The 22,180-nt window shown below is 33.9% G+C and carries 17 protein-coding genes; 5 read left to right on the top strand and 12 right to left on the bottom strand.

The window, feature by feature from the left end:
• Nucleotides 1-15 precede the first annotated feature (15 nt).
• The gene (locus tag BN863_RS02655) at nt 16-1,332 is read left to right on the top strand and encodes an aspartyl protease family protein (RefSeq protein WP_038527179.1); all 1,317 of its coding nucleotides are present in this window, start codon (nt 16-18) and stop codon (nt 1,330-1,332) included.
• Between the two features lie 106 nt (nt 1,333-1,438).
• On the opposite strand, the gene BN863_RS02660 is transcribed toward BN863_RS02655, so the two are convergent.
• Complete coding sequence (locus BN863_RS02660; RefSeq protein WP_038527182.1) at nt 1,439-3,580, bottom strand: M3 family metallopeptidase; 2,142 nt, start codon at nt 3,578-3,580, stop codon at nt 1,439-1,441.
• 174 nt (nt 3,581-3,754) lie between these two features.
• Entirely contained in the window at nt 3,755-4,141 is a 387-nt protein-coding gene (locus BN863_RS02665; RefSeq protein ID WP_038527184.1) for a DUF1573 domain-containing protein, read from the bottom strand.
• Between the two features lie 278 nt (nt 4,142-4,419).
• Between BN863_RS02665 and BN863_RS02670 the strand changes: the two genes are divergently transcribed.
• Nucleotides 4,420-7,056: a valine--tRNA ligase gene (locus tag BN863_RS02670; protein WP_038527187.1), complete on the top strand. Its 2,637-nt coding sequence runs from the start codon at nt 4,420-4,422 to the stop codon at nt 7,054-7,056.
• 212 nt (nt 7,057-7,268) lie between these two features.
• On the opposite strand, the gene BN863_RS02675 is transcribed toward BN863_RS02670, so the two are convergent.
• The 5 genes from BN863_RS02675 to gcvP form a co-directional block, all read right to left on the bottom strand.
• The gene (locus BN863_RS02675) at nt 7,269-8,366 is read right to left on the bottom strand and encodes an acyltransferase family protein (protein WP_038527190.1); all 1,098 of its coding nucleotides are present in this window, start codon (nt 8,364-8,366) and stop codon (nt 7,269-7,271) included.
• A 153-nt stretch (nt 8,367-8,519) separates the two neighbouring features.
• Nucleotides 8,520-9,371 carry a glycosyltransferase family 2 protein gene (locus tag BN863_RS02680; RefSeq protein WP_038527193.1) on the bottom strand — a complete coding sequence of 284 codons (852 nt, stop codon included), beginning with the start codon at nt 9,369-9,371 and terminating at the stop codon, nt 8,520-8,522.
• 69 nt (nt 9,372-9,440) lie between these two features.
• Nucleotides 9,441-9,968 carry a methyltransferase domain-containing protein gene (locus BN863_RS02685; RefSeq protein WP_038527195.1) on the bottom strand — a complete coding sequence of 176 codons (528 nt, stop codon included), beginning with the start codon at nt 9,966-9,968 and terminating at the stop codon, nt 9,441-9,443.
• Nucleotides 9,969-9,997: 29 nt separating this feature from the next.
• On the bottom strand, nt 9,998-11,056 hold the full coding sequence (locus BN863_RS02690; RefSeq protein ID WP_038527198.1) for a 3-oxoacyl-ACP synthase III family protein: 1,059 nt from the start codon (nt 11,054-11,056) through the stop codon (nt 9,998-10,000).
• Between the two features lie 109 nt (nt 11,057-11,165).
• The gene (gene gcvP / locus BN863_RS02695) at nt 11,166-14,009 is read right to left on the bottom strand and encodes an aminomethyl-transferring glycine dehydrogenase (protein ID WP_038527201.1); all 2,844 of its coding nucleotides are present in this window, start codon (nt 14,007-14,009) and stop codon (nt 11,166-11,168) included.
• Between the two features lie 116 nt (nt 14,010-14,125).
• Here gcvP and BN863_RS02700 point away from each other — a divergent pair, with 116 nt between their 5' ends.
• On the top strand, nt 14,126-14,962 hold the full coding sequence (locus BN863_RS02700) for a UbiA prenyltransferase family protein (RefSeq protein WP_038527204.1): 837 nt from the start codon (nt 14,126-14,128) through the stop codon (nt 14,960-14,962).
• Here the strand turns inward: BN863_RS02700 and BN863_RS02705 are convergent.
• The 5 genes from BN863_RS02705 to BN863_RS02725 all read right to left on the bottom strand — a co-directional run bounded on the left by BN863_RS02705 (nt 14,952) and on the right by BN863_RS02725 (nt 19,767).
• The gene (locus tag BN863_RS02705) at nt 14,952-15,212 is read right to left on the bottom strand and encodes a hypothetical protein (RefSeq protein ID WP_038527207.1); all 261 of its coding nucleotides are present in this window, start codon (nt 15,210-15,212) and stop codon (nt 14,952-14,954) included. The genes BN863_RS02700 and BN863_RS02705 overlap by 11 nt on opposite strands.
• A gap of 2 nt (nt 15,213-15,214) precedes the next feature.
• Nucleotides 15,215-15,769 carry a sigma-70 family RNA polymerase sigma factor gene (locus BN863_RS02710; RefSeq protein WP_038527210.1) on the bottom strand — a complete coding sequence of 185 codons (555 nt, stop codon included), beginning with the start codon at nt 15,767-15,769 and terminating at the stop codon, nt 15,215-15,217.
• 124 nt (nt 15,770-15,893) lie between these two features.
• On the bottom strand, nt 15,894-17,924 hold the full coding sequence (locus tag BN863_RS02715) for a M3 family metallopeptidase (protein WP_038527212.1): 2,031 nt from the start codon (nt 17,922-17,924) through the stop codon (nt 15,894-15,896).
• 173 nt (nt 17,925-18,097) lie between these two features.
• The gene (gene purE / locus BN863_RS02720) at nt 18,098-18,577 is read right to left on the bottom strand and encodes a 5-(carboxyamino)imidazole ribonucleotide mutase (RefSeq protein ID WP_038533057.1); all 480 of its coding nucleotides are present in this window, start codon (nt 18,575-18,577) and stop codon (nt 18,098-18,100) included.
• A 35-nt stretch (nt 18,578-18,612) separates the two neighbouring features.
• Nucleotides 18,613-19,767, bottom strand: coding sequence for a 5-(carboxyamino)imidazole ribonucleotide synthase (locus BN863_RS02725; protein ID WP_038527215.1), 1,155 nt, complete (start codon nt 19,765-19,767; stop codon nt 18,613-18,615).
• A gap of 163 nt (nt 19,768-19,930) precedes the next feature.
• Between BN863_RS02725 and BN863_RS18200 the strand changes: the two genes are divergently transcribed.
• Together BN863_RS18200 and obgE are read left to right on the top strand one after the other, a co-directional pair.
• A complete protein-coding gene (locus BN863_RS18200) occupies nt 19,931-21,040 on the top strand; it encodes an adenylate kinase (RefSeq protein WP_084817450.1) in 1,110 nt (369 codons plus the stop codon).
• A gap of 64 nt (nt 21,041-21,104) precedes the next feature.
• On the top strand, nt 21,105-22,103 hold the full coding sequence (obgE, locus tag BN863_RS02735) for a GTPase ObgE (protein ID WP_038527218.1): 999 nt from the start codon (nt 21,105-21,107) through the stop codon (nt 22,101-22,103).
• Nucleotides 22,104-22,180: the final 77 nt, after the last annotated feature.

The raw sequence follows: 22,180 nt of genomic DNA on the forward strand, positions 1-22,180 counted from the left end.
GAATTTTACAGATAGATGAAAAATTGGAGCTTTTTTTTGATTTTTATGTTTTGTGGAAACCTATTAGGGGTTTCTCAAACTAATTTTGTGCTTCCAGAACATAAGGAGTACGATAAAGTACGTTTTCAACTCATCCATAATTTAATTGTTATTCCTGTTGAAATAAATGGTGTGCCACTCTCTTTTATTCTAGATACAGGAGTTGCAAAACCCATTGTTTTTAGTTTTTTAAATGAACGCGATACACTGCAAATTAATAATACAGAAGCTTATCTGTTAAGAGGTCTAGGAGAAGGAAAGTCGTTTGAAGCTTTAAAGTCTAAAAACAATATTTTTAAGATTGGTAAAGCGGTAAATTTAAATCAAGAATTATATGCTATTCACGATGCAAGTTTAAATTTCACACCACAATTAGGAATTCCTATTCATGGTATAATTGGTTTCGATTTGTTTAAAGATTTTGTTGTCGAAATAAACTATGCTTCGAAATATATTAAAATGCACAAGCCTAAGAATTATAAGTACAAGAAATGTAAGTCTTGTGAATGGGTAAATCTTGAATTTTATAATAATAAGCCTTTTTTAAATGCTGAAATAACGCTGCATGGAAAACAAATTCCTGTAAAATTATTGATAGATACTGGCGGAAGTGACTCGCTATGGGTGTTTGAAAATGAAGCTTTAGGACTCTATGAGCAAGATAAGTATTTTGTAGATTATCTAGGAAGCGGACTCAATGGAAGTGTGTATGGAAAACGAGCAAAAATTGATAAGCTCAAAATAAATTCGTTTACATTAAAAGAAGTCAATGTGTCTTATCCAGATTCGTCGTCAATTAAGTTAGCGCGACGTTTAGTAGTGCGTAACGGAAGTGTGTCTGGTAACGTTTTAAAACGATTTAATTTAATTGTAGATTATAGAAAAGCCCGTTTAATATTAAAAAAGAATAAATTATTTAAAGAAGAATTTAAATACAATAAAAGCGGTATTGAACTTGAGCATCGCGGTGAGTTGATGGTTGAAGAAGAATATGAAGGTAATTTTGGTAATCGCCAGATGAATGTCGATATCATCCGATTTCCATCTTATAATTTTCAATTAAAGCCTTTATTTTCAATTGTAGAATTGCGTAAAGGATCTCCTGCCGAACGTGCAGGGTTGTTGGTTGGAGATATTGTATTGAATATAAATAATAAGGAGGTGTACCAATATAAATTACATGAAATAATTCAGATGTTATATGGTAGAGAAGGAGAGTTTATAAATATTCTAATCGATAGAAATGGGTATAAAATGAAATTTAAATTCCAAGTAGAATCGCCTCTAAAGTAAACTTATTGAATACTATTCATCAATCTAGATGTCTGAAAGAAAAAATATAAACTAGTTTCAATTAAATAATAAGCTTTTAATTGAAACTAGTTTATAAGTATTTGTATTAGTTAATTGGGAAACCGCGATCTCGCATTAATGCTTCAATTTTAGCATCACGACCTCTAAATTTTCTGTAAGCGTCTGCAGGATCCATAGCGTTACGTGGCGCAAATAAATAGTTGACTAATTTTTCAGCAACATCTTTATCATAAAAACCGCCTTCAGCTTCTTTAAATGCTTCAGAAGCATCACTTGTTAAAACATCTGCCCACATATACCCGTAATAAGCAGTAGCATAACCTTCGCCAGAAAATACATGACCAAAGTGTGGTGTTCTGTGGCGCATAGGTAACTCTTTAGGCATGCCTAACTCGTCTAAAGTTTCGCGTTCAAATTTATCAACATCAATATTTGATGGGTCAGCTAAATGAATTTTCATATCAATTAAAGCAGATGCTAGATATTCTGTAGTATCAAATCCTTGATTAAAAGTTGCTGCCTTTTTTATCTTTTCAATTAATGATGCTGGAATTGGTTCTCCTGTTTTATAGTGCACTAAATAGTTGTTAATGACTTGGTCTGTAGATAACCAACGTTCTAATAATTGCGATTGAAATTCGGTATAATCTCTAACACCTCCATTTAAAGTTGGGTAGGTAACATCAGATGAAAAGAAGTGAAGTGCATGACCAAACTCGTGGAAAAATGTAACCGCATCGTCCCAAGATACTAAAACAGCTTCTCCTGGTGCAGGTTTTACAAAATTAGAATTGTTAGAGGCTAATACATTGGTTTTACCTTTAAACGAAGTTGAGCTTCTATATGTAGTTGCCCAAGCTCCAGAGCGTTTACCTTGGCGGGCGTAAGGGTCTAAATACCATAGTCCGATATGTTTTCCGGAATCTTTATCTGTAACTTCCCAAACGTTTACGTCTTCTTGAAATACAGGAACAGTTCCTTCTGGAACAGGAGTGAAGTTGTAATTAAATAATTCGCCAGCCACAAAAAACATAGCTTCTCTTAATTTATCTAATTGCAAATATTGTTTCACTTCATCACTATCTAAATCGTATTTCTTTTTACGAACTTTTTCTGCGTAATATCTGTAATCCCAAGGCTCAATTGTAATATTGTCTCCAAGTTCATTTGCTACGGTTTGCATATCTTCAACTTCTTCTTCTACTCGAGCAATAGCGGCTGGCCAAACAGCAAGCATTAAATTCATTGCATTTTCTGGAGTTTTAGCCATACGGTCTTGTAAACGCCATTCTGCATAATTAGTGTAACCCATTAAACCAACGCGTTCTTTACGGAGTTGTAGAATTTTTGCAATAATCTCGTTATTATCGTATTCGTCTCCATTATCACCTCTAGAATAATAATTTTCCCAAACTTGTTTTCGTAATTCACGATCTGTAGAATAGGTTAGAAAAGGATCCATTGACGATCGTGTGTTTGTAATAGCGTATTTGCCTGTTTGTCCTTTATCTGCAGCAATTTTTGCAGCAGATTTGATGAAACCATCCGCTAAACCTCCTAATTGGTCTTCTGTTAAATAGGTGATGTAGTTTTCTTCGTCATGCAAAATGTTATTTCCAAAGTCGGTGTAAAGTGAAGATAGCTCTTTATTGATTTCTGCATATCGTTTTTTCTGTTCGGCATTTAAATTAGCGCCATTCATTTCAAATTGCTTGTATGTTAAATCGACTACACGTTGTGCTTGTGGTTCTAATGGTGTTTGTTGAGAAGCATCGTATACCGTTTTTATGCGCTTGAAGAGTTTTTCGTTTTGAGAAATCTTAGATCTAAAATCTGAAAGTTTAGGTGCTAGCTCGGCTTGAACGTCTCTAAATTCAGGCGAAGATACATTGGCGCTCATAATACCATAATAGGCAAATACGCGACTAAGTGGTTTTCCGGAGCTTTCCATAGCCACAATAGTATTCTCGAAAGTTGGGGCTTCTGTGTTATTTGCTATGGCTTCTATTTCTGCAAGGTTAAGTTTCATAGCTTCCTCGACAGCAGGTCCTATGGCCTCAACAGAGATTTTATCGAATGCGGGAACACCGTCGTAAGGTCCTGTCCATTCTTGAATTAGTACATTGTCGTTCATGGTTTTTTCAGTTGTGTTCGGGTTTTCTTCTTTACAGCTTACTAAAAGAATTAGACTGCAAAAAAAAGACGTTTTAAGGGTTTTTAATATCATAGAAAAGGGATTTGATTTTTTTTAAACGTGGTGATTCTATAGGTTAACAAGATACTGAAATTATGTACATGTAGATTTAGTGTTTTTTGAGATGTTTGTAAAAGAAAACCCCTTAAGTCTGAACTCAAGGGGTTTGTATCTTTTTAAGTTGAAGTATGATACATCAAACTTGTATTATGATTTTGTTGGATCAATAACGTCACCTTTAATTTTTAAAGCTACCGTTGGTGTGTCTGCATTAGACATAACTGTAATGGTTTTTCTAATTGGCATGACGCGGTTCGTATCGTATTTTACAGAAATCTCTCCAGTTTTTCCTGGCATAATAGGTCCTTCTGGTTTTTTTGGTACTGTACATCCACAACTAGATGTAACTTTAGATACAATAAGTGGTGCATCTCCTGTGTTTGTAAATTCAAATACACGTACACCATCTGCCCCTTTTTCAATCGTTCCGTAGTCGATAGTATCCGATTTAAATTCAATTTTAGCAACTTTATCTTGTGCTTGAATTGAGAAGCTAATTAATCCGATAAATAAAATAGTTATAAATTGTTTCATAATAGTATGTATTAAATTTACTGTAAACGTAAATACTTTTTCCTCATTATGCAAGACTATTTAAGTTATTGGCCTAGCATTAACATTATATTAAGGTTTACTAATCTATAAACACGCAATATAATTTCACATCAAAAGAATAATAAGTACTTTTGCATCTTATATTCAAAAACTATTCCAAAGTGTTTAAAACTAACTCTAAATAGCGACCTGATTAGTGACTTATTTTAGGTTGTGTTTTTTCGCTTTAAGCAATACAAAGATTCAAAATTATGCCGATGGATATTCCTTCAAAATATGATGCTAATTCAGTAGAAAGTAAATGGTACGATTACTGGATGAAAAACAATTATTTTCATTCTACACCAGACGAAAGAGAACCGTATACTATTGTAATTCCGCCACCAAATGTTACCGGTGTGTTGCATATGGGACACATGCTAAATAATACCATTCAAGATGTATTGGTGCGCCGTGCCCGTTTGTTAGGTAAGAATGCATGTTGGGTGCCTGGAACCGATCACGCCTCTATTGCTACCGAAGCCAAAGTAGTTGCTAAATTAAAGGAACAAGGCATAGATAAAAACGACCTTACTCGCGACGAATTCTTAGCACATGCTTGGGAATGGACAGAAGAGTACGGTGGTGTTATTCTTGAGCAACTTAAAAAATTAGGATGTTCTTGTGATTGGGATAGAACTAAATTTACAATGGACGACGATATGTCGGAAGCTGTAATTAAAGTGTTTGTCGACTTACATAACAAAGGTTTAATTTACCGCGGTTATCGTATGGTAAACTGGGACCCAGAAGCACAAACGACCTTGTCTGACGAAGAAGTTATTCACGAAGAACGTCAAGGGAACTTATATTATATTAATTATAAAATTGAAGGTAGCGACGATACCTTAACCATTGCAACTACACGTCCTGAAACTATTTTTGGAGATACAGCCATTTGTATTAACCCGAACGATGAGCGTTTTACACACTTAAAAGGAAAGAAAGCGATAGTGCCAATTTCTAATCGTGTGGTGCCAATTATAGAAGATGAATATGTCGATTTAGAATTCGGTACAGGATGTTTAAAAGTAACGCCTGCACACGACGAAAACGATAAGAATTTAGGTGATAAGCACAATTTAGAAGTGATTGATATCTTTAATGCGAATGCGACTTTAAATAGTTTCGGATTGCAATTTGAAGGTCAAGATCGATTTGAAGCTAGAAAAAATGTAGCTAAAGAATTAGAAGCTTTAGGGATTTTAGTAAAAACTGAAGTTCACGTAAATAAAGTAGGAACGTCTGAGCGTACTAAAGCGGTTATCGAACCTCGCTTAAGCGACCAGTGGTTCTTAAAAATGGAAGATTTAGTGAAGCCTGCTATCGAAGCGGTTTTAGGTGAAGATGCCGTAATTAAATTATTCCCGAAGAAGTTCGAAAACACCTACCGTCACTGGATGGAAAATATCCGTGATTGGAATATTTCACGTCAGTTATTATGGGGACAACAAATTCCTGCATATTTCTATGGCGATGGGAAAGAAGATTTTGTAGTTGCTGAAACTATTGAAAAAGCAGTAACCTTAGCACAGGAAAAAACGGGAAAAGCCGATTTAAAAGCTGAAGACTTAAAACAAGATACCGATGCTTTAGATACTTGGTTCTCGTCTTGGTTATGGCCAATGAGTGTATTCGACGGGATTAGTAATCCAGAGAATGAAGAAATCAAGTATTATTACCCAACAAACGATTTAGTAACCGGGCCAGACATTTTATTTTTCTGGGTGGCTAGAATGATTATTGCGGGTTACGAATACAAAGACGAAAGACCATTTAATAACGTATACTTAACGGGATTAGTTCGCGATAAGCAACGTCGTAAAATGAGTAAATCTCTTGGTAATTCACCAGACGCTTTAAAGTTGATAGAAGATTATAGTGCAGATGGTGTGCGTGTAGGATTGCTTTTAAGTTCGGCGGCCGGAAACGATTTAATGTTCGATGAAGCCCTTTGCCAACAAGGAAAAGGATTCGGAAATAAAATTTGGAATGCTTTTAACTTAACCAATTTATGGGACGTTAGTGAAACTATTGAGCAACCACAGTCTAGTAAAATTGCTCTGGAATGGTACGAAGCGAAGTTCCAAGATGCACTAGTAGAAATTGAAGACCACTTTAGCAAATACCGTTTAAGCGATGCCTTAATGAGTATTTATAAATTGATTTACGACGATTTCTGTGGCTGGTTACTAGAGATTGTTAAACCTGCATATCAGCAACCAATCGATGCTACAACGTACAATAGTGTAATGGCTCGTTTCGAAGATAATTTAAAAATTCTTCACCCGTTTATGCCGTTCTTAACCGAAGATATTTGGCAATATATTGCTGAACGTACTCCTGAAGAAGCGTTAATCGTTGCAAAATGGCCAGAAGCGAAGGCGATAAATAAAGATTTAATTACTCAGTTTGAATTTGCTTCGGAAGTGATTTCAGGAATTAGAACCGTTCGTAAAGAGAAAAATATTGCGTTTAAAGACGCCATTGGTTTCTCTGTAATTAATAATGAAAATGCGAATACTGCTTTCGATGCTGTAATCTCTAAATTAGGGAACTTGGAGGCTATCGATTATGTTACAGAACCAGTAGAAGGCGCTTTAACATTCCGAGTAAAATCTAACGAGTATTTTATTCCTATGGAAGGCGCTATAGATGTTGAAGCGGAGATTGTGAAGCTAACAGAAGAATTAAAATACACCGAAGGTTTCTTAAAATCGGTTCAAAAGAAGTTATCTAACGAACGTTTTGTAGCAGGAGCACCTGAGCAAGTCATTGCTAACGAACGTAAAAAAGAAGCAGATGCTTTAGCTAAAATTGAAACGATTACATCTAGTTTAGCGAGTTTAAAGTAAATAGGTTACTCTAATATCTAGAGTTTCAATATTAATTAGAAACACCTCGGCAATACATGTTGAGGTGTTTTTTTTATGCTTTGAATTGGTGGAATATTAATAGAAAATCTATGATAAATTTATTTCAGTATCTTGTGTGAATCTAAAATATGTGTGTCAATTCGAATATTTTTTACTCAAAGTCTAATCCTTAATTTAAATGATTATAATCATTATATTCCAACAAGGAATCGTGATTTTTTCTTAAATATTTTTTTTATTAATTTTAATACTTCTAAATTAATAAATATCAGAATAATTGAATACGTTATGATAAGAGGAGCAAGAAATACCTCTGAATAATTAGCAACTAATTCTAATAAAATTAATTTTACTTTAATTAATACCCCGTTTAATATTAGGTGAGTGAAATAGATACCAAAGCTAAAGGTTGCAAAATCATTTAGAACCGTTAAATTTTTATACTGAAGTGATTTAAGGTATTTTAAAATAATTATTGTAAAAGATATTTTTTGTAAATAAAACAGGCCTTCAGTTATACTAAATATACCATATTCTGATTCCCAATCAAAAATCATAAATAATAAAATCATAATTGTAGATGTAATAGAAATGATTATAACTAAAGTAAAATACTTTTTTATAAAGAAAACCAATTTTTCATAGCGCATTGCTGTATGCATTCCGATTATATAAATTGGAAAGAAATAAAGAAATTGATAAAATGTAATGTTTGTCCCGGTTCTGGTTCCTAATAGAGGTAATAACAAAATTAAAGGAAATGCCTTTATCCTTATATTATAAGGTACTAATAATAGCAAAGGGCTAATTAAAAATACTATAGAAATAAATGGAATGTACCAAAATTGAAGTTGTGATTTTCCATAGATAATATTGTTAAACCATTCTATAGAAAATTCATTGATGTTGAATTGGTCAAAGGATCTGAAAGATTTAATTAATAATAGAAGTGTTGAAATTAGTATGTACGGTACGATTACATTTTTCAATTTATTTTTATAATAAGCATTTATTCGAAAATTGGATGATAAATAATAAAATAGAAAACCAGATACAAACAAAAAATATATGGTAGAATTATGAAATAAAATCTCTCTCAATGAATTTAATAATTCAGTTCTGCTACTGTCAATTAGAGAGCTTGGTGCAGGAGAATAACTTATTAAATGAGCAAATACTATATTAATGATTGCGAACCCTCTAAAATAATGGAAATGCTTTAAGAATGGTCCGTTTTTTTTGGGTAAACTATCTTTTTTAAGAAATAATGTATTTAATTTTTCAATCATATATTATTAGTTTTTATTATGGATTTTGGGTGTTTTTTATAAAAATAGAAATGTAGCATGTTTGTATAGTTGGTTTGTAATTGAGTGATTTTAATTTGAAATCAGCTATATCAAGTTTTATATTTTAGTGTTATTGATTAATTATTTTTGTATTTAAAACCCAAACTTCTTCAGCATTCCTTTCCAACGTAATTTTCTTATAAATTCGCCTTGTTCTGGAGTCACTAAAGGTTCTATATTTTCGTTTTTAGCTTTAAAATAGCCAGACATATAATCGTTAAAAAGAGAGAGATTCTTTTTCTTCATGGCTAGTTTCAAAGCAGAAATAGCTGTGATAGAAAAGCCATAACGCATTTTGTACATGGCTTCACCTTGCATATATTTTGAAGCTTTATTATAACTTGCGCCAGTAGGTTTTAGGTGTTTTACGTGCAACGATTCATCGGTAAGAATTTCCCAATGATTAAACTTTGCTAATAATTCATCAATAGTGTCCCAACCCATGGCAGGTTTTAATTTTCCAATATCTAAAAAGCACTGTTTTCGGTAAGCCTTAAGTGCACCGCGAATATGGTCTTTGTTGGTTAAATCTTCTAAAATCCAATCTTCATCCTTTTTAATGTAGCAAAACCCAGCAACCATACCCAATGTTGGTTTGGTTTTAAAATGATTAGAAATCGTTTCTAAATAGTTTTCAGGGAAGATTAAATCGGCATCGAACTTACACATGATATCGTAATTCTCATCTAGGGTATCTAATCCTTTGTAAAAGGCATTTATAATTTTAGAACCTGGTAAATGTTTATCGGACGATTGTACGTTCACAATAGAAATCCATGAATGTTTTTCAATGTAAGATTCTACGATAGCTTGGGTGTTATCTGTAGAGTGGTCATTCACAATAACCAATTGTTTTGGCAACAGGGTTTGTTTTGCTAACGATTCTAAAGTACGTCCAATAGAATCATCTTCATTATGTGCGGGAATGACAATGTAAAAATTCATGCTATGAAATTCAATATTTAAATCTTATATCGCAAAGATTACGATAGCTATTTTTATAAAAAGCAGATTTTATTTTGAAATCCGTTCAGCATAAACAATATAGTAGCGTGGCGTAAAACGCCTAAGAATAGGACGGATACCAATTTTATTCGTTGGGTTTGTCCATTTATGACGTGCTTTTATTTCCCAGCCAGCTTTTTCTAGTAACCAATCGAACTGCCAATCTTCAAATTCGTGGTAATGCCTATCTCGCATATCGGTTTTACTTCTATACGCTTCTGCAAACCATAATTTAAGAGGCACACTGGCAACTAACTTATCGGCTTTAATAGCTTTTAAAACCGTAAAAGGTGATAAGAGGTGTTCGAAAATTTCGAAAGCGGTGACCACATCGGCATTAGATTGTGTTAAAGCTGAAGTGTCAAGATCTAAATCTTCACCTGTAGTATTCGTTACTTTAAATCCATGGTCTTCCATGACTTTAGTAAACGGATTTACAACACCTAAGTCTAAAATATTAGACGCTTTTGTGACGTGTTGTTCTAAGAATTCAATAGTGTTTTTATATCGCTTATGCGGAAAATGACTTTCGTACATACTATTCTATTTCCGCATAAGCGGTACTTTTAATATTTGTATACTATAGCATTAATGTGCATTCCTGCACCAACGCTTGCAAATATAATAACATCGCCTGTGTTAAGACTATGATTTTCTAATTTATTGTGTCTAACAATATCGAAAAGTGTAGGTACGGTAGCTACAGAACTATTACCTAAATTCCCGATAGTCATAGGCATAATATTCTCGGGTGTTTTCATTTTAAATAAACGATAGAATCGCTTTAAAATGGCGTCATCCATCTTTTCATTGGCTTGATGAATAAACACTTTCTTTACATCTATAATATCGTAACCACTAGCATCTAAACATGCTTTCATAGCTGCTGGTACATGGGTTAATGCAAATTCATATATTTTTCGACCATCCATTTTTATATACTTGGTCGTTTCATCTAAATCGGTATTAAACGATTTTCCATACGATAAATGAAAAGCGTTATCGAGCGTGTAACTTTCTGTAACGTGAGATAAAATTCCACCAGGTTCACTTGTTTCTTCAAGGATACAAGCGCCTGCACCGTCTGAGAAAATCATGGCATCTCTGTCGTGCTTATCTACAACTCTAGACAAGGTTTCAGAACCGATAACCAAACAACGTTTAGCAATGCCAGCTTTTATAAATGCTTGTGCTTGTATTACACCTTCAATCCAACCGGGACATCCGAAAAGTAAATCGTAAGCAACGCATTTAGGATTTTTAATTTTTAGCTTGTGTTTCACGCGTACAGCTAGACCAGGTAACATATCACTTTGATTACTTCCGTAAGGCATGTCTCCAAAATTATGAGCAAAAACAATGTAATCTATAGTTTCTGGATCGATGTTAGCATTGGCTATAGCTTTCTCCGCAGCAAGAAATCCGATGTCTGAAGATGTGAACTCTTCTTTAACATAACGACGTTCAGATATCCCTGTAATGGATTTAAATTTATCAATTATGACAGTATTGTCATTTTCAAAGGGAGTTCCATCATTATTGAGGAACGAATGATTGAGAAATTTGTCGTTTTCTTGAACAATAGAAGGTATGTAACTTCCTGTTCCTGTGATTTTTATATTCATCAAAAAAAAATTGCCTTTATAGCGTATTTTATCTTTATGAAGATACTTACAATTACTATAAAGGCAATGCTTATTTAGTTGTTATTTACGATGTCCAAACCGAGATTTACTACATGTAATCTTCAATTGGGGCACACGTACAAATTAAATTTCGGTCTCCAAAAGCGTCATCTACACGACGTACAGTTGGCCAGAATTTATTTGTTTTTACATAATCTATTGGGTAGGCTGCTTCTTCTCTAGTGTATGGTAAATCCCATGAATTAGCAGTTAACATGTCTAAAGTATGTGGTGCATTTTTAAGTACATTATTAGGTTCGTCTTTTGTAGCTGTGTCTATTTCCTTTTTAATTGAAATTAAAGCATCGCAAAAACGGTCCATTTCATGTTTACTTTCACTTTCTGTAGGTTCAATCATTAACGTTCCTGCAACAGGGAAAGAAACTGTAGGCGCGTGGAACCCGTAATCAATTAAACGTTTAGCAATATCTGTAACTTCAATTCCGTTAGCTTTAAATGGTCTGCAGTCAACTATCATTTCGTGTGCTGCACGTCCGCATTCACCAGAATATAAAGTTTCAAAGCTTCCTTGTAAACGGCTCTTAATGTAATTAGCATTTAAAATAGCAGCCTTAGTAGAATCTACTAAACCTTGAGCTCCTAACATTTTAATATATCCGTAAGAGATTAAACAGACTAAAGACGACCCGAAAGGCGCTGCTGAAATAGCACTAATAGCTTGTTCTCCTCCTGTTTTAATAATTGGGTTTCCTGGTAAGAACCGTACCAATTGTTTTGCAACACAAATTGGCCCTACACCTGGTCCACCACCTCCATGAGGAATAGCGAATGTTTTATGTAAGTTTAAGTGACAAACATCTGCACCAATGTTTCCTGGATTTGTTAAACCAACTTGTGCATTCATGTTTGCACCGTCCATATAAACTTGTCCGCCGTTATCATGAATAATTTGAGTAATTTCTTTAATAGCAGATTCATATACACCGTGAGTAGATGGGTATGTTACCATTAAACATGATAAATTATCTTTATGTAATTCGGCTTTTTCGCGTAAATCGTCTACATCAATATTCCCTTCTACAGTCGATTTTGTAACAACGACTTTCATTCCAGCCATTACTGCACTTGCAGGATTTGTACCGTGAGCAGAAGATGGAATTAAACAAATGTTTCTATGGTGGTCTCCTCTAGATTCATGATATGCTTTAATTACCATTAATCCAGCATATTCGCCCTGCGCACCAGAGTTTGGTTGTAAAGATGTTGCTGCAAAACCAGTAATTTCTGTTAATTGGTCTTCTAAGGCTTTTAAAACCGTTTGATAACCTTGAGCTTGTTCGATAGGAACAAATGGGTGAATGGTTCCCCAATTGGCATAACTTAACGGCAACATTTCTGAAGCTGCATTTAATTTCATGGTACAAGACCCTAAAGAAATCATAGAATGATTTAACGATAAATCTTTACGCTCTAACATTTTTATATAACGCATTAATTCAGTTTCTGAATGGTGCGTGTTAAATACATCTGATGTTAAAAATTCGGTTGTACGTTGTAAGTTTTCATTTATGTTATTCGATTCAGAAATAGCATCTAATACAATAGGTTCCGTTTTCTCGGCTTCAGCAAAAACTGAAATGATATCATTTATATCTGAAAGCGACGTTGTTTCATTTATAGAAATAGTAACAGCGTCTACATGTGGATAGAAAAAGTTGATTTCTTTAGCTTCAGCTAGAGGTTTAATTTTTTCGGCATCTGCTTCAATATTTAAAGTATCGAAGAAGGTGTCATTCTTTTGTTTAAATCCGATAGCTTTTAAAGCTTCTGACAAAGCTGATGCTTTATCGTGTATAGAATTAGCAATAAACTGTAAGCCTTTAGGACCATGATACACTGCGTACATTCCAGCCATAACTGCTAATAAAACTTGAGCAGTACATATGTTAGAAGTGGCTTTGTCTCGCTTAATGTGTTGCTCACGCGTTTGTAGCGCCATACGTAAAGCACGGTTTCCATTCATGTCTTTGGTTACCCCAATAATACGTCCTGGAAGATCACGTTTGTAAGCTTCTTTAGTTGCAAAATATGCAGCATGAGGTCCGCCGTAACCCATCGGGATTCCGAAACGTTGCGTAGTACCTACTACAACATGAGCGCCAAATTTACCTGGAGCTTCTAGTTTTACTAAACTTAATATATCTGCTGCAACGGCAACTTTAATATCTGCTGCATTTGCTTTTTCAATAAATGTTTTAATATCGCTTACTAAACCATCTTTTCCTGGATACTGAAGAATTGCTCCAAAGAATTCTGAAGAAAAATCGAAAGTGGTTTCATCTCCAATAACTAATTCAATCCCAATAGGGTTTGATCGACTTTGTAATAAGGCTAAACTTTGAGGTAAAATAGCATCTGAAACAAAGAATTTATTAACTCCATTTTTCTTTTGCTCACGAGTTCTTACAGCAAATAGTAAACTCATAGCTTCTGCAGCTGCGGTACTTTCATCTAAAAGCGAAGCATTTGCAATTTCCATTCCGGTTAAGTCGGTAATCATGGTTTGGAAATTCAATAAGGCTTCTAATCGTCCTTGTGCAATTTCAGCTTGGTACGGCGTATAAGCTGTATACCAACCTGGGTTTTCTAAAACGTTACGTTGAATAACTGCAGGAAGAATTGTTGGGTGATATCCTAAACCAATATATGATTTGAAAATTTTATTTTTCTTAGACAATTCATGAATGTGAGTTAAATACTCATACTCCGTCATTGGTGCATCTAAATTAAGCGGTTGCTTTAAACGGATACCATCAGGTAGTGTTTCGTATATAAGTTGATCTAAACTATCTACACCAATAGTTTTTAACATTTGGCTTTGGTCCGCCTCTCTAGGACCAATATGACGCAATGAGAAAGCATTTGTATTCATACAATTGTAATTGTTTTTGCGCGCAAAAGTAAGGAATTTGGGCGTTTTGTCTATAAGTTTGTTCTAAGAATTTTGTTAAAGCTTGGTGTTAATTCTAGTTTATATATTTTTGTGTAATGGAGATTCTAGAAAAGCTTTTTAAATTTTATTTAAATGCTAGTATACATGTAGCGTTATCGGTGTTTTCTTTGGCATGGATAACCTTATTGAAATTTGACTTAGCTTTTGATGAGAGCGTGATGTATTTCATCTTTTTTGCTTCAATTACGGGCTATAACTTTGTAAAGTATTTTGGTTTAGCAAAATTTCACCGTAGAGCATTGGCAAGTTGGTTACGTGCCATTCAGCTTTTTTCAGTATTCTGTTTTTTATTCATGTGCTATTTCGTTCTAAAATTAGAGTTTAATACCATTTTGTATCTCTGTGGTTTTGGAATAGTAACTTTTATGTATGCGATACCATTTCTGCCGAAACGTTTTTTTGTAGATAAACATCATAACTTAAGAAGCGTTAGCGGACTAAAAGTATATTTAATTGGCTTAGTGTGGGCAGGAGTAACCGTGTTATTGCCTTTGTTAAATCAGCACTATCAATTCAATACAGACGTATTTTTAACGTGCTTTCAGCGTTTTATTTTTATAATCGCTTTAATGTTGCCTTTTGAACTTCGTGATTTAAAATACGATAGTTTAAAATTGGGTACAATTCCTCAGAAAATAGGCGTAAATAACACTAAAAAATTAGGTGGTTTACTTGCTTTGGTATTCTTCTTTTTGGAATATTTTAGAACTGAATTAGATGGGAGGTTTATTGTAATTCAGTTAATTGTTGCAGTAATGTTAATTCTAGCGATATACTTTTCTAAACACTCCAGGAGCGATGTGTATACCTCGTTTTGGGTGGAAGGTATCCCAATTGTATGGTTGGGATTAGAATTGTTTCTTACTCTGTAGTATTTTGCTTCTTTAATTCTTCTTCGAAACATTTTTTCATTTCAGATTTCGATTTAGCATCTAAACATTTAATGTCAGATTTCTTAATAGACTCTGTAAGCTTCATGTTACTAACCATATGTTTTTTGCATAATGAACAAAAAATAATATGCATTTTAAACTTCAAACGCTCCAAAAATGTAGACTCGTTGTATTGAAACTTGTCACATACGTGAGAAGCTTCGTCGCAAGACAAAAATAATTTACTCATAATTAATACCAGTTTTTTTCTAGACAGCTTGAAAGAGATGTTCGCGCTCTATGTATTATAACCCATAAATTAGACGGAGTAATATTTAATTCATTACAAATAATATCTGTGTCGTAATTTTCTATTGTTTTCATCTTGAAAACCTGGGCTTGTTTAGTCGGTAATTTATCTAAACAATTATAAATCGCTTCGCTGAGTTCTATGTTTTCTAAGACGTCTTCTGCGTTTTTGTATGAATCGTCTGCAACGCGTTCTTCTAACCAATCGCCTTCGTCTTCACTCTCTGTGGTGTAAGACATACGGACTTCAGCTTTACCTTTTTTTGAATTTATTTTCCGGTAATGGTCAATAATTTTTCGTTTTAAAATAGAAATTAACCATGTACGCTCACTGGCTTCACCTTTAAAGTTTTTCATCGATTTTAAACCTGCGAAAAACGTGTCTTGAACCAAATCTTTAGCAATTTCAGCGTCACTTACTCTAGAGATAGTGTAGTTGTATAGATAGTCGGAGTATGAGTCTATCCATCTTGTTGCATCAATTTTGTGTTCTGGCATAAAGTGATTTGTCGGTTTAACTCATCAAAAATAGGGAATCTATTTTAGAATGAGAGTGAGTTTTTAGAAGGCTTTAACATTTTTAGATAAGTTCATAGCTCAAAAGAGCTATGAACTTTTAAAATTATTTAATTAACCCTGCACGTCTTAATAAAGCTTCTGGCTGAGGTTCCTGACCTCTGAAGCGTTTATACAATGTCATTGGGTCTATTGTTCCTCCTTGAGTTAAGACGTTGTCTTTAAATTTGGTTGCTACCTCTTTGTTAAAGATTCCAGCTTCTTTAAAATATTCGAAAGCATCGGCATCTAAAACTTCGGCCCATTTATAACTGTAATACCCAGAAGAATAACCGCCTTGAAAAATATGAGAAAAAGCAGTACTCATACAATTTTCTGCAACATCTGGATACAACTTTGTGTTTTCGAAAGCTTCAGATTCGAAATCTTTTACACGGTTTATTGCAGAAGGATCTTGTCCGTGCCAGCTCATGTCTAATAATCCAAAACTAATCTGACGTAAAGTTTGCATGCCTTCGTTGAATGTCGCCGATTCTTTAATTTTAGACACCAATTCCATTGGGATGACTTCTCCTGTTTTATAGTGCGTGGCGAATAGTTCTAATGCCTCTTTTTCGTAACACCAGTTTTCCATTACTTGACTTGGTAATTCAACAAAATCCCAAAACACACTCGTTCCAGATAGACTAGGGTAGGTGGTGTTTGCTAACATACCGTGTAACGCATGTCCGAATTCGTGAAATAAAGTTGTAACTTCATTAAAGGTTAATAATGAAGGTTTACTTTTTGTAGGCTTTGTAAAGTTACACACTATAGAAATATGCGGACGGTCGTTTGTGCTGTTTATATTAGATTGCGATTTGTACGACGTCATCCACGCTCCATTACGTTTACCTGCTCTAGGAAAGAAATCGGCATAAAAAATGGATACTAAGTCGCCAGAATCGTTAGTAACTTTGTAGGTTGCAACCTCTTCGTGATATTTGTCTATAGTATCTATTTCTTCAAAATGTAAACCATATAACTTTTCTGCAATTTTAAAAGCACCATGAGTTACGTTTTCTAATTGAAAATAAGGCTTCAGTTTTTCGTCGTCTAAATCGAATAACTTTTGTTTTAGTTTTTCTGCATAGTATCCAGAATCCCATTTCTCTAATTGATCTATACCGTCTAATTCTTTTGCAAAATCTTCTAAATTTTTAAACTCTGCTTTTGCTGCTGGTTTAGCTTTATCTAATAGTTCGTTTAAAAATTCGATAACGTTTTCTGGCGTTTTAGCCATACGTTCTTCTAAAACAAAGTTTGCGTGTGTTTTGTAACCCAATAAATTTGCACGCTCAAAACGCTTTTTAACAATATTTAAAACAATGTCTTGATTGTCGAATTCGTTATTACCAAATCCTCTTTGACCAAATGCAATAGCTAATTTTTTACGTAACTCGCGATTGTCTGCATATGTCATAAACGGAATATAGCTTGGGTAATCTAAAGTAATTAGCCAGCCGTCTTTATCTTTAGACTCTGCTAATTGTTTAGCAGCTTCTTTGGCACCTTCTGGTAAACCGCTTAAATCGTCTTCGTTGGTAATGTGCATTTCGAAAGCATTGGTTTCTGCCAATACGTTTTCTCCAAAACTTAAGCTAAGTTTACTTAAATCTTTATCTAAGCTACGAAGCGTTTCTTTCTTGTCTTCGGCTAAATTTGCTCCGTTTCTAGAAAAACTTTTATACTGTTTGTCTAGCAGCATCATTTGTTCAGGATTTAAATTTAAAGACGTTTTTTGGTCGTAAACAGTCTTTACACGTTTAAAAAGTGCTTCATTTAACGTAATATCATTTCCAAATTCCGATAATAATGGAGAAACCTCTTGAGCTATTTTCTGAATAGCATCGTTTGTTTCGGCAGAATTTAAATTAAAGAAAATACTTGTTACACGATCTAATTGTGTTCCTGTAAATTCTAGAGCTTCTATCGTGTTCGCAAACGTAGGTGCTTCAGTATTAGAAGTAATCGTATTTATTTCTGCTTTTGTTTCTTCAATTAAAGTTGTAATTGCAGGTAAGAAATCTTCATTTTTGATTTCAGAAAAAGGTGCTGTATTATATTTAGTTTCGAACGATTTTAATAGGATATTCATTTTTTGGGCTGTTTTTCGCGAATAAATGTTAAAAAATGTGTTAACGTGCGTTATAATTAATAAATAATTATATCTTTGCAAGGATTTTTTTCATAAAGGAGCTGGTTACTCTGAAAAAATTTATTGATTAATAGCGAAAAAAAGCCTTGATGAAAATCAAGGCTTTTTTGTTTTTATAATTGTTTTGCAGTTTCTAGAACAACTTGTTTTAAACCTTCTTTGTAATGTACAATTTTATCTAAAACTGTTGGATTTGAACTCCCTATAATTTGTGCCGCTAGAATTCCAGCATTTTTTGCGCCATTAAGTGCAACTGTCGCTACAGGTACACCTCCAGGCATTTGTAATATAGATAATACAGAATCCCAACCATCTATAGAATTACTACTTTTTACGGGTACTCCAATAATTGGTAAAGGCGATAAAGAGGCTACCATTCCTGGTAGATGCGCTGCTCCACCTGCTCCAGCAATAATAACTTGTATGCCACGAGTATGTGCATTTTTGGCATAATCGAACAATTTTTCTGGGGTTCGGTGAGCAGAAACAATATCGACTTCTACTTCAATGTTAAATTCTTTTAATATATCTATTGCATCTTGCATAACAGGAAGATCACTTTTACTTCCCATAATAACGCCAACTTTACTCATAATATATATGTTTTCTTTTATTGCTATTGCTTGTTTTATTCTGTAATAACTTGAATACTGTTTTTTACACACTCAGCAATTTTACGTGCTTCAACAATATCTTCATTTACAATGGTAACATGTCCCATTTTTCTAAACGGACGTGTTTGTTTTTTACCATAAATATGTGGTGTTACACCGTCCATACCCATAATAGTCTCGATGTTTTTATAAACAACGTCTCCTGTGTAACCTTCTGCACCAACCAAATTTACCATAATACCGTTTAATTTATTAGCTGTATTTCCCAAAGGTAAATCTAAAACGGCTCTAACGTGTTGTTCGAATTGAGAGGTGAAACTCGCCTCTATTGTTTGGTGACCAGAATTATGTGGTCTTGGAGCCACTTCATTAATTATAATGTCGTCGTCTGCTGTCTGAAACATTTCTACAGCCAATAACCCAACGTGATTAAAAGCTTGTGCAGCTTGTAATGCGACTTCGGTTGCTTTTTTAGCCACAGCAGCACTAATTCGGGCAGGACAAATTACATATTCTACTTGGTTGGCTTCCGGATGAAATTCCATTTCTACCACAGGGTAGGTTTTAATTTCGCCAGATGGATTTCGCGCGACGATAACTGCCAATTCGTTTTTAAACGGAATCAGTTTTTCTGTAATACATTCTACATTTGGTAAATTCTCTAAATCTTTTAACTCACGTACAATTTTTACGCCTGTACCATCATATCCAAATTGTGCGCTTTTCCAAACAAACGGAAAATTTAATCCGCCGTTAGAAATGGCATCTTCAATTTCAACGGTGTAAGCAAAGCGAGAAAATGGTGCAGTTGGTAAATTATGATCTACGTAAAATAATTTCTGAGTAGCTTTATTCTGAATGGTACGCAAGGTTTTAGAAGAAGGATATACTTTAATTCCAATTTTTTCTAAATCTTCAAGTGCATTTACGTTTACATTTTCAATTTCAATAGTTAAAACATCTACCTGTTTACCAAAGTTGTAAACCGCATCATAATCCATTAAATCACCAATGTAAAATTCGTTACTTCCTACTTTACAAGGGGCTTCGTCGCTTGGGTCTAAGACACTCGTATAGATGTCGAATTTGCGGGTTTCGGTAAGTAACATTTTACCTAATTGACCACCACCTAGTATTCCTAATTTAAAATTTGAAGAAAAGTAATTCATTATATAACTGTTTTGCTCGTGTTTTAGACAGTACAAAAATACATTTTAATATGAAATTAATTCTAAATTTAAGGAATCAATGCCATGAAACCTTTTTCTAAAATTAGATTATAGGTGGCATTTGATTATCTTTGCCAAGAATTAACAAAAATCAGGATATTTTATGATTAAACTTCATGACAAATATTTTAAGCCATTTATTTCAGCAAAACAAATAGATGATGCTATAACTAGGATGGCCGAACAAGTAGCAGTAGATTTTGCAGATGAAGTTCCTGTTTTTGTAGGAGTTTTAAATGGTTCGTTTATGATTGTAAGCGAGTTTGTTAAGAAATATCCAAATCCTTGCGAGGTTACTTTTATTAAATTAGCGTCTTATGAAGGTGTAAAATCTACAGAAGACATTCAGCGTTTAATAGGATTAACTCAAGATTTAAGCGGGCGTTCAGTAGTTATCCTGGAAGATATTATAGATTCAGGGCGAACGTTAGCAGAGATTCATCGTATTTTTAAAAATGAAAACGTTAAATCGCTAACTATTGCGACCTTATTTTATAAACCAACAGCCTATAAAAAGGATTTTAAACTGCACTATGTCGGTATAGAAATTCCAGATAAATTTATAGTTGGTTTTGGTTTAGATTACGATGGATTAGGTCGGAATTTACCAGAAGTATATCAAATAAAAACAACTCAACATATGACAAATTTAGTCTTATTTGGACCTCCAGGTGCAGGTAAAGGAACACAAGCAAATTTTTTAAAAGAAAAATACAATTTAGTACATATTTCTACGGGCGATGTATTTCGTTACAACATAAAGAATGAAACCGCTTTAGGAATGTTAGCCAAATCTTATATGGATAAAGGCGAATTGGTTCCAGATAAAGTAACGATTGATATGTTGAATGCTGAAGTTGAAAAAAATGCAGGTGCTAACGGATTTATTTTCGATGGTTTCCCAAGAACAAATGCACAAGCAGCAGCTTTAGAAGAATTAATGAAGAGTAAAGATTCTGAAATTAATGCTATGATTGCATTAGAAGTAGAAGACCAAATATTAATAGAGCGTTTATTAGAACGTGGTAAGACAAGTGGGCGTTCAGACGATGCCGACGAGTCTATAATTGCAAATCGTATAAAAGAATATTATTCTAAAACAGCGATTTTAAAAGATTACTATTCAGAACAAGATAAATATTTTGGAGTAGACGGTGTAGGTTCTATCGAGGATATTACAGTTCGTTTAAGCAAAGTAATCGATACACTGTAATTGAAATATTTCAATTGCATTTTTATAACATTTTAAAGACTTTAATTGAAAAGTCCAAATAATTATGACTGAAGGAAATTTTGTAGATTACGTTAAAATCCATTTAACATCTGGAAACGGAGGTAAAGGGTCTACGCATTTACATCGTGAAAAGTATATCACAAAAGGAGGTCCCGATGGGGGAGATGGTGGACGAGGAGGTCACATTATTTTTAAAGGTAATGATAATTTATGGACCCTTTTTCATTTAAAATTTAAGCGTCATTTACGTGCTGGACATGGTGAACATGGAAGTAGTGGTCGTAGTACAGGTGGCGATGGAGAAGATGTGTATTTAGATGTTCCATTAGGAACCGTTGTACGTGACACTGAAACAGATGAAATCCTTTTCGAAATTACCGAAAATGGAGAAGAACGTATTGTTTGTCAAGGTGGAATGGGTGGTCGTGGAAACTGGCACTTTAAAAGTTCTACAAACCAAACACCACGTTACGCACAACCAGGTATGCCTTTAGAGGAAAAGTATGTTACTCTAGAGTTAAAATTACTTGCCGATGTTGGTTTAGTTGGATTCCCTAATGCTGGGAAATCAACGCTATTGTCTGTAATCACATCTGCAAAACCAAAAATTGCAGATTACGAGTTTACGACTTTAAAACCCAATTTAGGTATTGTTGAATATCGCGATTTTCAAACTTTTGTAATGGCCGATATTCCGGGTATTATTGAAGGTGCTGCAGAAGGAAAAGGATTAGGATATTATTTCTTAAGACATATAGAGCGTAACTCGACCTTACTGTTTTTAATTCCTGCAGATGCTGAAGATATTACGAAGCAATATGAAATTTTGTTAGATGAATTACGTCGATACAATCCAGAAATGTTAGATAAAGATCGTCTAGTTGCTATTTCTAAATGTGATATGTTAGATGCAGAATTACAAGCGGAATTACGTATGGAACTTGATGAGAAATTAGGAATTGATTATATTTTCATTTCAGCAGTTGCACAACAAGGCATTACAGAATTGAAAGATAAACTTTGGAAAATGTTGAACGTTTAAGTCGAAGTTTTTCAATATAGAGTATAAAAAAAGGAGCTGTTAAGGCTCCTTTTTTGGTTTGTAAAGTTTTATCTGGA

This window comes from Formosa agariphila KMM 3901 (assembly GCF_000723205.1).
Lineage (GTDB): Bacteria > Bacteroidota > Bacteroidia > Flavobacteriales > Flavobacteriaceae > Formosa > Formosa agariphila.

What these genes read in the sequence shown, in the direction of transcription:
- BN863_RS02655 (WP_038527179.1), top strand. Translation starts at nt 16, where the DNA reads ATGAAAAATTGGAGCTTTTTTTTGATTTTTATGTTTTGTGGAAACCTA.
- BN863_RS02660 (WP_038527182.1), bottom strand. Translation starts at nt 3,580, where the DNA reads ATGATATTAAAAACCCTTAAAACGTCTTTTTTTTGCAGTCTAATTCTT.
- BN863_RS02665 (WP_038527184.1), bottom strand. Translation starts at nt 4,141, where the DNA reads ATGAAACAATTTATAACTATTTTATTTATCGGATTAATTAGCTTCTCA.
- BN863_RS02670 (WP_038527187.1), top strand. Translation starts at nt 4,420, where the DNA reads ATGGATATTCCTTCAAAATATGATGCTAATTCAGTAGAAAGTAAATGG.
- BN863_RS02675 (WP_038527190.1), bottom strand. Translation starts at nt 8,366, where the DNA reads ATGATTGAAAAATTAAATACATTATTTCTTAAAAAAGATAGTTTACCC.
- BN863_RS02680 (WP_038527193.1), bottom strand. Translation starts at nt 9,371, where the DNA reads ATGAATTTTTACATTGTCATTCCCGCACATAATGAAGATGATTCTATT.
- BN863_RS02685 (WP_038527195.1), bottom strand. Translation starts at nt 9,968, where the DNA reads ATGTACGAAAGTCATTTTCCGCATAAGCGATATAAAAACACTATTGAA.
- BN863_RS02690 (WP_038527198.1), bottom strand. Translation starts at nt 11,056, where the DNA reads ATGAATATAAAAATCACAGGAACAGGAAGTTACATACCTTCTATTGTT.
- gcvP (WP_038527201.1), bottom strand. Translation starts at nt 14,009, where the DNA reads ATGAATACAAATGCTTTCTCATTGCGTCATATTGGTCCTAGAGAGGCG.
- BN863_RS02700 (WP_038527204.1), top strand. Translation starts at nt 14,126, where the DNA reads ATGGAGATTCTAGAAAAGCTTTTTAAATTTTATTTAAATGCTAGTATA.
- BN863_RS02705 (WP_038527207.1), bottom strand. Translation starts at nt 15,212, where the DNA reads ATGAGTAAATTATTTTTGTCTTGCGACGAAGCTTCTCACGTATGTGAC.
- BN863_RS02710 (WP_038527210.1), bottom strand. Translation starts at nt 15,769, where the DNA reads ATGCCAGAACACAAAATTGATGCAACAAGATGGATAGACTCATACTCC.
- BN863_RS02715 (WP_038527212.1), bottom strand. Translation starts at nt 17,924, where the DNA reads ATGAATATCCTATTAAAATCGTTCGAAACTAAATATAATACAGCACCT.
- purE (WP_038533057.1), bottom strand. Translation starts at nt 18,577, where the DNA reads ATGAGTAAAGTTGGCGTTATTATGGGAAGTAAAAGTGATCTTCCTGTT.
- BN863_RS02725 (WP_038527215.1), bottom strand. Translation starts at nt 19,767, where the DNA reads ATGAATTACTTTTCTTCAAATTTTAAATTAGGAATACTAGGTGGTGGT.
- BN863_RS18200 (WP_084817450.1), top strand. Translation starts at nt 19,931, where the DNA reads ATGATTAAACTTCATGACAAATATTTTAAGCCATTTATTTCAGCAAAA.
- obgE (WP_038527218.1), top strand. Translation starts at nt 21,105, where the DNA reads ATGACTGAAGGAAATTTTGTAGATTACGTTAAAATCCATTTAACATCT.